General features: G+C 38.5%; 9 protein-coding genes. 6 read left to right on the plus strand and 3 right to left on the minus strand.

Annotation, left to right across the window (positions count from 1 at the left end; translation table 11 throughout):
- Positions 1-18: 18 nt before the first annotated feature.
- From nudC to dnaQ, 3 genes are all read right to left on the minus strand, one after another.
- Positions 19-777, minus strand: a complete 759-nt coding sequence (nudC, locus tag FTV17_RS00955) for an NAD(+) diphosphatase (RefSeq protein ID WP_035266832.1) — start codon at positions 775-777, stop codon at positions 19-21.
- Positions 777-2,417, minus strand: a complete 1,641-nt coding sequence (locus tag FTV17_RS00960) for a chemotaxis protein (RefSeq protein WP_179997790.1) — start codon at positions 2,415-2,417, stop codon at positions 777-779. The genes nudC and FTV17_RS00960 overlap by 1 nt, the downstream gene beginning before the upstream one ends.
- A 119-nt stretch (positions 2,418-2,536) precedes the next feature.
- Positions 2,537-3,976 (minus strand): DNA polymerase III subunit epsilon, encoded by a 1,440-nt coding sequence (gene dnaQ / locus FTV17_RS00965; RefSeq protein WP_179997791.1) that lies wholly within the window; start codon positions 3,974-3,976, stop codon positions 2,537-2,539.
- A gap of 215 nt (positions 3,977-4,191) precedes the next feature.
- Here dnaQ and FTV17_RS00970 point away from each other — a divergent pair, with 215 nt between their 5' ends.
- The 6 genes from FTV17_RS00970 to FTV17_RS00995 all read left to right on the plus strand — a co-directional run bounded on the left by FTV17_RS00970 (position 4,192) and on the right by FTV17_RS00995 (position 14,288).
- A complete protein-coding gene (locus tag FTV17_RS00970) occupies positions 4,192-7,404 on the plus strand; it encodes a LysM peptidoglycan-binding domain-containing protein (RefSeq protein WP_179997792.1) in 3,213 nt (1,070 codons plus the stop codon).
- A 39-nt stretch (positions 7,405-7,443) separates the two neighbouring features.
- Positions 7,444-9,291 (plus strand): extracellular solute-binding protein, encoded by a 1,848-nt coding sequence (locus FTV17_RS00975; RefSeq protein ID WP_373687175.1) that lies wholly within the window; start codon positions 7,444-7,446, stop codon positions 9,289-9,291.
- Between the two features lie 11 nt (positions 9,292-9,302).
- Entirely contained in the window at positions 9,303-10,373 is a 1,071-nt protein-coding gene (locus FTV17_RS00980; protein WP_179997794.1) for a microcin C ABC transporter permease YejB, read from the plus strand.
- Between the two features lie 2 nt (positions 10,374-10,375).
- Entirely contained in the window at positions 10,376-11,386 is a 1,011-nt protein-coding gene (locus FTV17_RS00985; protein ID WP_179997795.1) for an ABC transporter permease, read from the plus strand.
- Positions 11,364-12,941, plus strand: a complete 1,578-nt coding sequence (locus FTV17_RS00990; protein WP_179997796.1) for a dipeptide ABC transporter ATP-binding protein — start codon at positions 11,364-11,366, stop codon at positions 12,939-12,941. The genes FTV17_RS00985 and FTV17_RS00990 overlap by 23 nt, the downstream gene beginning before the upstream one ends.
- Before the next feature lie 102 nt (positions 12,942-13,043).
- Positions 13,044-14,288, plus strand: a complete 1,245-nt coding sequence (locus FTV17_RS00995; RefSeq protein WP_179997797.1) for an NADH:flavin oxidoreductase/NADH oxidase family protein — start codon at positions 13,044-13,046, stop codon at positions 14,286-14,288.
- The last annotated feature ends 26 nt before the right edge of the window (positions 14,289-14,314 follow it).

Genomic DNA, 14,314 nt, shown 5'->3' on the forward strand with positions numbered 1-14,314 from the left:
TAACGATTCGGATTTGATTTATTCAGATTTGAAAGGAGTATTGTGAATGACATGTTGAATCATGGCATGCGCAATACTTCCTGCAAATGGAATTTCTGGTAAATCATCAAATTTAAAGAATTGGGCATCACTAATTTCATCTTCTTGAAGCACAATGTCACCTGAATCATACTCGGCCCGAAAAGCAATCATTAAATTACTTGGGAATGGCCAAGGTTGGCTGGCAAGATATTGAATATTTTTAACGTTTAGACCAATTTCTTCCATGGTTTCGCGTTGCACAGCCTCTTCTAAAGTTTCACCAACTTCGACAAAACCTGCAATTAATCCATACATATTGGATTTATTTTTTGCATTTTTCGCCAGCAAAATTTCATTGTCACCTCGTGTGATTACGGTAATGACACAAGGTTGAACACGAGGGTATTGGTGATAATTACATGCTGGGCAGATCATGGCATATTCTGAACGGTGCACATCTGTTTCTGTACCGCAATGACTGCAAAATTTATGATTACGACGCCATTCTAATAATTGAACTGCTCGGCTCGCTTGTTCAAATTGTTGCTTAGACCATTGAGTGATCAACTGTCGAATTGGCACAAGTTGATAACCTTCAGGAATCGCTTCTTCAATATGTAGATCTCGTGCAATTACCTGATCACCAGATTTGAAAATCAGATCACTCTCTAAACGTTCAACACGTGGTAATTGGAAGTTTTCATCGACGAGAAGTTGGTGTTGTTTAAAAATATAAGCAACAGAGAGTTCAGACATTAGGCAACCGCTTTAATTTTTTGACTGCTGATGAGTGCAGTCTCAGATACTGATTTATGAATAGGATAATCATACTTCAAGCCATCAAGATGAAGTTCTAGACTGGCAAGCACATCTAGAATGTGCTGAAGTTGTTGATGGGTGAGTGATTTCTGAATATCGTAATAGTGTTCAACCGCCTCAGCACTATTTTTTAGCGCATTACTTAATATTTGAGCATCAAGAAATAGAGCAGCACCGCTTAATTGTCTTAAATTGGTTGTGATGTTTAATAAATCATTTGTGTCTTGAACATCATTGTTTTGAAAAAGTTTATCGCCTAGTTCTTGCAAGAGAATTCGAGCTTCTTTTTGCAGCGTTTCATGTGCATCATCTAGCCGATCCAGTGATATATTCATATTATTCACATCAAGTTGAATGCGAGTTGGTGCAAAATTTCGCTTCAAAATCCCGATAGAGTTCATAGCCGATAGCATGCTGTTCATTAATCGTTGAGCAAAATCGGCATTTTGTTGAATATAGGTTCGATGAAAATGATCTGCTTGCAGTTTCATCTCTGCATAAGCTTCATTAAGATTCATGACTAAAAAGATATTTGCCATACGATACAGCTTTAAGCGAATATCTAAAATTTGATCGTCGGTAAAACTTTGATAGTGACTTTCTATATCTAATCTTAATTGATTCAATTCTTCTGTAATCAAGTGAGCAACGGTATCCATTGTTCTTTGATCAGGTCCAAACAGATGGCGACTAAAAATTTGTAGTTGAACATCAGTCAAAATGTTGTCCGAGATTTGAAAATACTCACGAAGCATTTGTGAATCGTAGTTTTCTTGGCTAATACAAATCGCTAAAGCATCAGCAAAGTCAGTTTCATCGACCTGAAAATGCTGGGGTGCATTTAAAAACTCCCGAATTTGACTGCCAATTTTAGCCAACCATTTTAGGCGTGCATCACTGAGAATGAGTTGGTCAAGTTGATTAAATGCGATTTGCATCAGAAGCCAATATTGTTGACTCGGTGTTTCAAGAGAGAGCAGTGCTATATGATCTACAATGAGTTTAAAACGATCAAAATCGTCTTCAGTTTCATTTTGCGTCACTAATTTTATTAAACAATCTTTATATAGTGTATTCCAATAATCAGATGAATTAATCTGATTCGATGAAGCTTGCGGTGTTAAAGTTAATTGTTTCTGAGTGGTCTGAATTCCATTACCCAAAGCTGTGCAAGGGATGTTCAATACTCGCTCAAGATGGTTAAGTGTATCTAAGAGAAATTGGGGGACATCGACTTCACGTAAGCAAATAAATTCGATATATCGCTTTAGCATCGTTGTACCATCACTTAATGCAGCAGCGTATTTCAGGTTTTTTGCAGTTGGATTTTGCATCATCTTTGACATGACTTGCGCACAGTAGTGTGCAAGTTGTGCGAGATGAGGAAGCTCGATCATGGCAAAAACTTGATTGGATTGCTCAAGTCGAATGAATGCGTCATCTATCCCAAAAGGAAGTGTTTGATCCTCGATAAGCTCTGATACTGTATTTTCGACCTGATCGATGATTTGATCAATTTCTTTTTTAACAATAAGTAATGCTGTAGGGTCAAAATAAATTGAACTTTGATAAGACATCGATCGAAACCTATGTTGGCCATTAATTTTGCTTAGAGCCCAGATAAGGGGAATTTTTGCTCTAAATGAATATAGCCGAACTGATCGTACTTTACAAAATGAATCAAGCAGATGGCAGATTATTTAGCAAATAAACACGGCTCACCATTTTTTTCTTGGTAATCTTCGATCCATTTTTGGTGTGCTGCTAATTCCTCATCAGAAGCATAAATGATTGGTAAATCTACCTCAATTTTTTGATACTGATTTTGTCCAGTTTCAGAATGATGATCATGCGCTGAGAGTGCATCGATATCAAATGAAACTTGACCACCTGTCATGGCTAAATAAACATCTGACAGAATTTCTGCATCCAGTAAGGCGCCGTGGAAGGTACGATCACGCTGTGGAACTTCGTAGCGTTTCACTAATGCATCCAATGAGTTCTTTTGACCTGGATGTTTCGCTTTTGCCATTGCAAGTGTATCGGTCACTGCGCAGACTTCTGAAAGCGTACCAAAGCCAGCACGTTTGAACTCCATATCTAAGAAGTTCATATCGAAAGTTGCGTTGTGTGCGATAATTTCTGCACCTTTTAAGTACTTGTACAGTTCAGCAGCGATTTCTTCAAATATAGGTTTATCTTTCAAAAAATCATCAGAAATACCGTGAATCGCTTCAGATTCACCGACTGGTTTTTTGGGATTGATATAAATGTGAATTGAACTTCCTGTCAGTTTACGATTGATCATTTCAATCGCACCTACCTCGATAATACGGTCTGTATCTTGATAATAAAAACCTGTAGTTTCCGTATCTAAAATCAGTTGGCGTGGTCCCTGTAAATTTAAACGAGCAGGTGTGACCACAATATGTGGATGCGATTTTTCAGCTAACTGAGGAACGCTTTGTTCTACAGATTCAGAATTTAAGTCCTGTGCATCAACTGTCTTAATAATATCCTTAACAATATCTGAGGAGTTAGAGGTGACTTCGTCCGTGCTGTATTCAGCTTGATCATCATTTTCTGCTAATTCAATTTCAACTTCTTCTTCAACTTCTTCATCTTGATCATTGAGATCTAAACCAAACGGATCATTGAGCAACCAATCTTCAGACTGTTTTTTTTTATCATTCGCTTGCAGGGAGTTTTTAAATTGTTCAGCCGTTTGGTCAGCGCCTTGATTAGCTAACTGATCTGCCATTTCATTGCCTGGATGTCCTGCATGACCTTTAATCCAGTTCCATTCAATGTCTCGACCTTGACAAACTTGATCCAAAGTTTGCCATAAATCAGGATTTTTTACGTCTTTCCAATTTTTCTTTTTCCAACCACTGATCCATTCAGTAATACCGCGTTTTACATAGTTTGAGTCTGTCCAAATGATAAGCTTTGTATCAACAGGACAAAATTTGATTCCTTCGATTGCAGCGGTTAACTCCATACGATTATTGGTCGTGTCTGGTTCACCACCACATATTTTATGTTCTGTATCCTTAGTGATGATGTATGCACCCCAGCCACCTAGCCCAGGATTACCACGACATGCGCCATCAACATAAAGTGTTATTTCAGACATAGTTTGAACCAATCAATCGAATAAAGTGTTGAACATCAAGTTCGGAAATTTTATTGTATACGTAAATGCGAAACATCAGTGCGATAACTGGATATTTTTTAATGTCTTGTAACATTTATAAGCAATTACTCATCAAGAAGAGACTTGCCTGAACAACGAGCTCCTCTAAAATGGCTTATATAAAATAAATTTACTATGCGTCTTTCGGAATTTGTATGTCTAAAACAACCACCGCAGTGTGGCAGCCATCTGCAACTTTTTTATTTAAAATTTCAGTAATTACTTCCGCAGTAACCGGATTAGGCGTAATGACTGGCTGTACAGCGAGTCCCACTTCTGCAAAGACGCAAAAGACGAATCAACTCGGCATGTTAGATGCCAGTAGTTTAGATTCACTTGAAGATCTTTTATCTGCAACTGATATGCGTGCAGTTGAAGGTGATCGTTTACTTATTTTAAAGCACGGCGATGTTTGGAAACGTATGACCGTTGGTTTTAAAATGGATGAAACAAAGTGGGATCCACGGATTGATGCTCAAAGAAGTTGGTTTATTACGCGTCAGCCTTATCTGGATCGTTTATCCGCTCGAGCTTCTCGTTATCTTTATCATACTGTAAAGGAAGCAGAGCGCCGTGGATTACCTACAGAACTTGCTTTACTTCCCGTCATTGAGAGTTCCTATGATCCTGCTGCAACGAGTTCAGCGGCAGCTGCAGGGATGTGGCAATTCATCCCAAGTACAGGTCGTATTTATGGATTAAGACAGACTAATTTGTATGATGGACGCCGTGATGTAGTTGAGTCTACACGTGCAGCCTACGAGTTTTTAGGAAGTTTATATAACCAATTCGGATCATGGGAATTAGCTTTAGCGGCTTATAACGCTGGTCCTGGACGTATTCAACAAGCGATTAACCGTAATAAGGCTGCTGGGTTACCTACAGATTATTGGTCATTACGTTTGCCTCAAGAGACAATGAACTATGTTCCACGTTTCCTTGCGGTTGCACAGATTATCAAATCCCCTGAAAAGTATGGCGTAAGATTACCACCAATTGCGAATCGTCCTCACTTTAGAGAAGTTCCAGTTCCAGCAGGTGCGAGTTTAAGCGAAATTGCTTCTTTGACAGGCTTAAGTCGTGCAGAACTTTATCAACTGAATCCAGGGCATCGTGGTGATATTATTGATCCTCAAAGTCTACAGCGAATTTTAATTCCAGCAGATTTAAATCCAAATATTGATCGTAAATTGAAAGCACTTAAACCAAGCAGTACAGGTCTATGGGCGAGCGCTTCAAGCCCTGTTTCTACATCTACGCCAGCAACCACAATTACAACGACAGTAAATACACCAAAAGCTTCAAATGCTTCCGTATTGGCAACTCAAACAGCGAAGCCAGTTAATAATACTCAAACACCTTCAGTTTCTACAACAATTTCAACTTCGAAGGGTAGGACTCCTTCTGGTTCTGATGCATTGGCAGCTTTTGCTGCTTCGGCAGTGGTGCCAAGCGCACCTCGTATACCTGTTGCTGTTACACCGGCGCAAAATGTTAAACCTGTACGTGTAGAACCAGAAATCACTGCTGAAGAAAAAGCCAAAATCTTAGCTTCAATTGCACCTGAAAAAAACACAACAACTACGAGTTCTGATCAAATTATTGCCTCGGTCATTGAGCCACAGGCCACTGAAGCAGAAAAAGCGGAAGTCGTTAGAGAGATTAGTGCCATTGCACCTCAAGGTACTGAGATTGTCGATCCGTTGGATGGCAAGATTAAATTAACTGCGATTCAAACAAGTCAGTCTGTGGCAGCAGGACAAGGTTCAGAAGTTAAAGTTGGCTTTGCTTATCCTAAATCTGTAGCAGAAAGTACATTGCCTACTTCTGAGGAAGCCCAGCTTAATCAAGGCAAGGCATTTAAGAAAACTGAAAGTGAAGTGGTTGTAGAACCACCTAAGGGTAAGCGTAGTACGTATACGGTGCTCCCTGGTGACACGCTGGCAATTATTGCAATGAAAAACGGCGTAAGTTGGAGAGATATTGCAAAATGGAACCAAGTAGATCCAAATGCAACCTTATATGTAGGTGCGACCCTATATCTCTACGATGCTAAACCAGTGACATCTGCTCAGAAAACGGATGTAAAGCCAGCAACTTATATTGTAAAAGCAAATGATAGTCTGACTAGTGTTGCAAACCAGTTTGATTTAAGTGTCCAACAATTGGCTGAATTGAATGGTCTGACTATCAATAGTAATTTACTGGTTGGGCAGAAGTTAAATCTAATCCAGTCTCAAGCATCTAAATCAAGCAAAACTGAACAAGCGCTAACTAAGGTTCAAACGAAATCTTATACGGTCAAACGCGGTGAATACTTAAAGTTAATCGCTGATCGATACGGACTTTCGACTCAAGAGTTAGCGTCATTAAGCTCAGGACTGAAAGCTGATAGTAGCCTGTACGCGGGTCAAAAAATTAATGTTCCTTTAGAAGAAGTGCAATCTGCTACAGCTTCATCAACGACTCGCGCGAGTAATGCTAAAACTGTACCGGAAATTCAGACTGAAACTTACCGCGTACAACGAGGAGATACGTTGTACAACATTGCAAATGCGAATAAGTTAACCGTTGTTGAGTTGGCGACACTGAATAATTTGGATATTGAAAAAGGATTAATGGTTGGTCAAACCATTAAAGTACCAGCGGGATCTAAAGTACCAGAGCAATATGTTGTTCAATCAGGCGATAGCTTGAATGCCATTGCAAGCAAATATAATCTTTCTGTTGCACAGTTAGCAGAAATGAATGGCTTACGAACGAATGCAGGATTACAAGTTGGGCAAAAGCTGAATTTGAAAGAAGATGAAAATAAAGCTTCCACAAAGCCGAGTTCGACACGAAATAATTCGGTTGCTGAGAAAGTGGAGTCTCACACTGTGAAAAGTGGAGAGACCTTAGCAAGCATTGCGCGACAATATGATATGTCGCTTCAATCATTACTTACGTTGAATGATCTAAACTCGAGATCAGTCATTCAAATTGGTCAAAAATTAAAAGTAAGTGGCGATGTTGAAAAGACAGCAGCGAGTACTGAAAAAACAACAGTCCGTCAATCAAAATCGCGAGATACAGAGGATTATGTTGTCAAATCAGGCGAGTCTCTTCATGTTATAGCTACACGATTTGATATGACTGCAAAAGAACTTGCTGACCTCAATAAGCTGAACCTACGTGCTGGATTACAAAGAGGTCAAATTATTCAAGTTCCTAAAGTCGTCAAAGATTATAAAGTCCGTAGTGGTGATTCCCTGTACAGAATTGCGAATCGATTTGGTATAGACATTGATCAGCTTGCAGAAATGAATGGTTTGAAACCAAACACACCTTTACAGATTGGTGCTACGATTAAAGTTCCACATTCTTAAGTCTGCTTAAGCAATCAGGAATTTCATTTCGAGATGTGCATTTCATCAACTTTGTCAAAAGCAAAGTTTATTTTCCTCTTCTTGCCCATTCATATCAGTGCATGGGCAAATCTTCAAACCACGCCTTATATTGCTTTACAGTCAAAACCGAAATATCTGAATTTAGATGCGATGCCATATGCCAACCCATATGCACCAAAGGGTGGAAAGTTGGTGAAAGCGGCTGATGGGACATTTGATAATCTAAACGGTATGAATGGGCAAGGGAGTTGGGTTGAAGGCACAAATTACTTGTTCGATACGCTATTTTCAAAGTCGTTAGATGAACCAAATGTGTTTTATCCACTTTTGGCTGAGAAAATTCAGTTTGATCCAAGCCGAACAAAATTTGTGATTTTTCATTTAAATCCACGTGCTCGATTTAATGATGGATCTCCTGTACTGGCTGAGGATGTTAAATTCACGTTTGAAATGTATTTAACCAAAACCAATCCCGGTTTACAGATGTATTTGTCTGATTTAGATAAAATTCAGGTTCTGTCTAAACATGCCGTAAAAATGGTATTTAAATCAGAAAGTAATACAGAAATGCCAGCAATACTTTCACAGATGCCCATTTTTTCTAAAAAGGATTGGGAATCTAAAGATTTTAGTCGAGCAACACTCAAACCCATTTTAGGATCAGGGCCATATACAATTAAAAATCTTGATGCTGGTCGTAGTATTACCTATCAGCGTAATCCCCATTATTGGGCTAAGGATTTACTTGTAAATCGTGGTCGTTATAATTTTGATCAAATTAAATATGTTTATTACCGTAGTTCGGACATTGCATTTGAAGGATTTAAAGCTGGACAATATACATTTCACCAAGAGAAATTTGCTCGTAAATGGAAGACGGAATACAACTTTCCAGCATTTAACTCAGGGTTGGTTAAAAAATATAGTGTAGCTTTACAAAACCCTGCTCCGACACAAAGTATCGTTTTTAACACACGAAAAAAACCGCTAAATGATATCTATTTTAGACAAGCAATGACCTATGCTTATGACTTTGAATGGCAAAATAAAGCATTGTTTTATCAACAATATCAACGTTTACAAAGTCATTTCCAGTTTAGTGAGCTAGAGGCAAAGTCAGTCCCAAGTCCTAAAGAATTAACAATATTAAAACCTTATTTATCTCGGTTACATCCTTTACAACGAGAAGGAGTATTAAAAGCGTGGAAATATCCTATCACTGATGGTACAGGCTACAATCGTAAAGGCTTACTCACTGCTCGGAAAATTTTAATTGACCAGGGGTATTCATTTAAAAATGGTAATTTGCATGCGCGTGATGGAAAACCAATTCAATTAGAGTTGCTTCTTCATCAAGAAGGCTTACAACGGACGCTCATGCCTTATATTCGAAATTTAAAAAAATTGGGTATTCAGGTTTCGATTCGGCAAGTCGATATGCCTCAATATTTACAGCGGATGCGTCAATATGATTTTGATTTAACCACGATGGTGATGCCTCAATCACTAAATCCTGGGAATGAGCAAGCGCAATTTTGGAGCAGTCATGCTGCAGATGAAGAGGGAAATTATAATTTTTCTGGTGTGAAAAATAGCGTTATAGATGAAATTATACAACGTATTATTCATGCACCCGATCGAGAAAAATTAATATTAAATACACGTATCTTAGATCGTTTATTACGTGCAGGATATTATCAGATACTTACTTACGGAAATGATCGTGAATGGTATGCGTATTGGAATATGTATAAACAACCACAGATTAAACCCAAACTCGCTGTTGGTGAAGATTATTGGTGGGTAGATCAACAGCAAGCTCGCAAAGTGTCTGCTTATCTTGGTCGAAGTAAAGGCTCACGTTAAAGGTTAAATTTATGGGTCTTTATATACTTAAACGACTTTTGCTGATCATTCCCACCTTATTTTTGATATTACTCATCAATTTCGCCGTCGTTCAAATTGCTCCTGGTGGACCTGTTGAACAGGCAATACAGAGAGCTGAACAGTTTCAAGGCATTGGTGTTGTGTATGGTTCGACATCTCACATCAATGAAGTCCAGAGTCATTATCAGGGTACACGAGGACTCAGTCCTGAAATGGTCGAGCAGATCAAAGCGCAATATGGATTTGACCGCCCTGTGCATGAGCGCTTTTTTCAAATGCTCAAAGGATATTTTCAACTCGATTTTGGAACGAGCTTTTTTAAAAATAAATCAGTAACAACATTAATTTTGGAAAAAATGCCAGTCACGATCTCCCTTGGATTATGGAGTACCTTACTGATCTACAGTATCGCCATTCCTCTAGGGATTAGAAAAGCGAATAAACATGGCGGTCTGTTTGATCAAACGACCTCCCTAGTATTGGCGGTTGGTTATGCAGTGCCAACTTTTGTATTTGGTATTCTACTTATTATGATTTTTTCGGGGGGATCCTATTTACAATGGTTCCCATTACAAGGATTGGTCTCTGAGAATTTTGCTGAACTCAGTTTCATTGATAAAGTTAAAGATTATTTTTGGCATCTTACATTGCCTGTCCTTACTATTATATTAGGTGGATTTGCGACCCTCACATATCTAACAAAATACTCTTTTATGGAAGAATTAAATAAACAATATGTGACGGCAGCTCGTGCTAAAGGTTTGACCGAGCAACGCGTTTTATACAATCATGTTTTCCGTAACGCGATGTTGATCGTTATAGCAGGATTACCTGAAGCACTGATCGGAATTTTTTTTGTTGGTAATCTATTTGTAGAAATTATATTTAATCTTGATGGTTTGGGTTTGCTTGGATTTGAGGCAATTCAGCAGCGTGATTATCCTGTGATTTTTGGAACATTGTTTATCTTTACGTTGGTCGGTCTAATTTTGAGATTACTCAGTGATGTTCTATATCAATTGATTGATCCAAGAATCAATTTTGATCGTCAAGGAGCATAAAAATGTCTCCACTTTTCGATCAACGAATTTCAAAATTTAAGTCACATCGACTCGGATTCTTTAGCTTCATTTTATTTATCGCGATCTTTATTTTATCCTTGGGGGCAGAGTTTATTGCCAACGAAAAACCAATACTTATTTATTATAAAGAAGAAATTTATTTCCCAATTTTTAAGCCTTATCCTGAAACAACATTCGGTGGTGTCTTTGAGACTGAGGCTGATTATAAAGATCCAGCTGTTCAAGAATTGATTAATGATCATGGATGGCAGATTTGGCCTATCATCCCATTTTCATATCAAACACCTAATTATGAATTGGCCGAAGCTGTACCATCTCCACCGACCTCCGTGAATTGGTTAGGCACAGATGATCAAGGTCGTGATGTCTTGGCAAGATTAATATATGGTATTCGTATCTCTTTGTTGTTCGGCATTGCACTTACTATTGGATCTGCATTCATAGGAATTACCATTGGTGCTATCCAAGGCTACTTTGGCGGTTGGTTGGATCTGATCGGTCAAAGGCTGTTAGAGGTGTGGGGTGGTCTACCAATGTTATTTATTGTGATGATCTTAGTGAGCATGTTTACACCAAGCGTATATTGGCTGTTTTTAATTATGCTGATGTTTGGTTGGACTGCGTTAGTTGGTCTTGTTCGTGCAGAGTTTCTGAAAGCCAGAAATTTGGACTATGTGCGAGCTGCGAGATCACTCGGTGCTACAGATAGTCAAATTATTATCAAACATATTTTACCCAATGCTATAAGTTCGTCACTCTCACAGCTTCCTTTCATTCTTACCGCTAATATTACCGCACTTACAGCCTTGGATTTTCTGGGCTATGGTTTGCCACCTGATACAGCTTCAATTGGTGAAATTTTACTGCAGGGTAAGAATAATCTATCAGCACCGTGGTTGGTTTTATCTGGATTTTTTAGTCTAGCAGTTGTGTTATCTATTCTTATTTATATTGGAGAGGCAGCTCGAGATGCATTTGATCCAAGAGGCTAAACCAATACTTGAAGTCAACAAGCTCAATATTCAGTTGAATGAACAAAAAATCTTAACTGATTTGTCTTTTAAGCTAAATGCGGGTGAGACAGTAGCGATTGTTGGTGAAAGTGGTTCAGGAAAATCTCTAGCTTGTCTAAGTCTTCTAGGTCTTCAAGATCGTGCTCTAGACTTAAGTGGTGAAATCATATTTCAAAATGAAGATCTGCGTCTAAAACACGAAGATCAGTTGCGCTTAATACGTGGCAATAAGATCGCGATGATATTTCAAGAGCCAATGACGGCACTTAATCCATTACATACAATTGAAAAAATTATTTCAGAACCTTTATGGTCGAAGGGGCTTAAGAGAAAAGACATTCGAAAAAAAATAGAAGAAGTGCTTTGTGATGTAGGGTTGGGGAATTCATTAGACATCCGCAAGCGATATCCACACCAGTTGTCTGGTGGACAGCGTCAAAGGGTGATGATCGCAACAGCTCTGATTTCGGAACCTGAAATTTTAATTGCAGATGAACCAACAACAGCCCTTGATGTATCACTACAGAAGCAAATTTTAAATTTAATTAAAGACCAAGCGTATCAAAAAAATATGGCCATAGTTTTGGTTAGTCATGATTTAAGGTTGGTGCAACAATATGCTGATCAGGTGTTGGTTCTGTCAAAAGGTGTCACAGTTGAACAGGGTGAAGCCTCTCAAATATTCCAGCAGCCCCGCCATGAATATACCCGATTGCTCCTTAATCAGCAGTTTGATTCGATTTCACCTATCAGTGAACAGGCGAAAGAACTTTTAAATACTGAACATCTTCGAGTGCAGTATCCACCTAAGCTGAATTTTCTGAATGTATTTAAAAATCAATTTATAGCTGTAGAAGATGTATGTTTTCAGCTTAAACAAGGAGAGTCGCTTGGTATTGTAGGTGAAAGTGGATCTGGAAAAACCAGTGCCGCACTCGCGCTTGCACGACTCATAGAGTCAACAGGTACGATTGAATTAAATTGTATCAATCTTAATCGTTTGTCTGACAAGCAATTAAGAGCGCATCGAAAAGATTTTCAAATCGTTTTTCAAGATCCTTTTTCGAGTCTTAACCCAAGAATGGATGTTTTGTCATTATTAACTGAAGGGTTAAGATTAAAAAAATTGAGAAAGAGTGAAAAATTAAATCTCGCAATCCAAGCCCTTGAAGAGGTTAATCTCACAAAAGAATTTCTTCATCGTTATCCTCATCAAATGTCGGGTGGACAGCGACAAAGAGTATCACTGGCCAGAGCACTTATTCTGAAACCTCAATTACTCATTCTGGATGAGCCAACATCTGCATTAGATCGTAATACACAAATAAAATTGGTGAACTTACTTCAAGATATACAGCAGAGAACAGGGATCAGTTACATCTTTATTAGTCATGATCTGAAAATTGTGAAAGCGTTATGCCATCGAGTTATGGTGATGAAAGATGCAAAAGTTGTAGAAATTCAAGAGACAGAACGTTTATTCAGTGCACCGATTCATGCTTATACGCAACATCTTATACAAAGTAGTTTATAAAAGTTATTTGACAAGAAGGATTGTCAATTCTAGACTGAAATTCAGGGAAGTCACGCCTAATTGGTTTTAGGTTTAGATAAGCACAAAATTGAGAACTTCAAGATGAGTAAAATTGCTGAGCCGATTCAAATTCGCAATACAACTTTCAAAAATCGCATTATTAAAGGCGCAATGAGTGAAGCTCTGGCGAATGCTGCTGGTGAACCAAATCATTTGCACACAGGCTTGTATGAAGCTTGGGCAAGAGGTGGTTTAGGGTGTTCAATCACAGGAAATGTGATGGTTGATCTACGTGCGAAAAATGAGCCTGGTGTCGTTGTGGTTGAAAATGAGCGAGATTTACCTAAATTAAAGGCCTGGGCTGACCTCGGTAAACGTTATGGAATGGTACAGCTTGTTCAATTGTCTCATCCGGGCAGACAATGTCCTAAAGGCTTAAATAAAGAAACTGTTGCACCGTCTGCTGTGCCATTTAGTGCTATGTTGGCAACTACCTTTGCTACACCACGGGCTCTCGAGCATGAGGAAATCCTAGATCTAATCCAACGATTTGCAACCTCTGCAGCGATTTGCGAAAAAGCGGGCTTTGAGGGTGTTCAATTGCACGGTGCTCATGGATATTTAATCAGTGAATTTTTATCGCCACTGACCAATAAACGTAATGATCAATGGGGTGGCAGCATTGAAAATCGTATGCGTTTCTTACTAGAAATTTATAAAGCTGTTCGAGCTGCAACATCTAATAATTTTATCGTTTCAGTGAAATTGAATTCCGCAGATTTTCAACGTGGTGGAATTACTGAAGAAGAAGTGATTCAAGTATTTAAAGCTATTGATGATGCAGGAATCGATTTAATTGAAATTTCAGGCGGTACGTATGAAGCGCCCGCAATGGCAGGTGCTAAAGCTGAACAGCGTAAAGCAAGTACCATTGCACGTGAGGCTTACTTTTTAGATTTCGCAGAGAAAATACGTAAAGAAGTAAAATGCAAACTGATGGTTACAGGTGGATTCAGAACCGTTAAAGGGATGAATGATGCTTTAGAAAGTGGTGCATGTGACTTTATTGGAATTGCACGCCCGCTCGCTGTAGAAACGGATTTAACTGATCGTTTGATTGCAGGACACGATGTTAGGTATGCAGTAAAACCAATTAAAACAGGAATTCCATTTATTGATAAAATGGCAATTATGGAAATTATTTGGTATGCGGCACAATTCAAAGCGATTGGTGAGGGTAATCAACCTAATCCAAAACTTTCACCTTTAAAAGTTTTTCTGAATTATGCAAAAGGAAATGTGAAGGCTATCATTCAAGGTAAAGTTAATTCAAGAAAATCTGCATAGTGTGAATCTATATATAAGGAGCCTTT

The sequence above is a fragment of the Acinetobacter sp. YH12239 genome (assembly GCF_013417635.1).
Lineage (GTDB): Bacteria > Pseudomonadota > Gammaproteobacteria > Pseudomonadales > Moraxellaceae > Acinetobacter.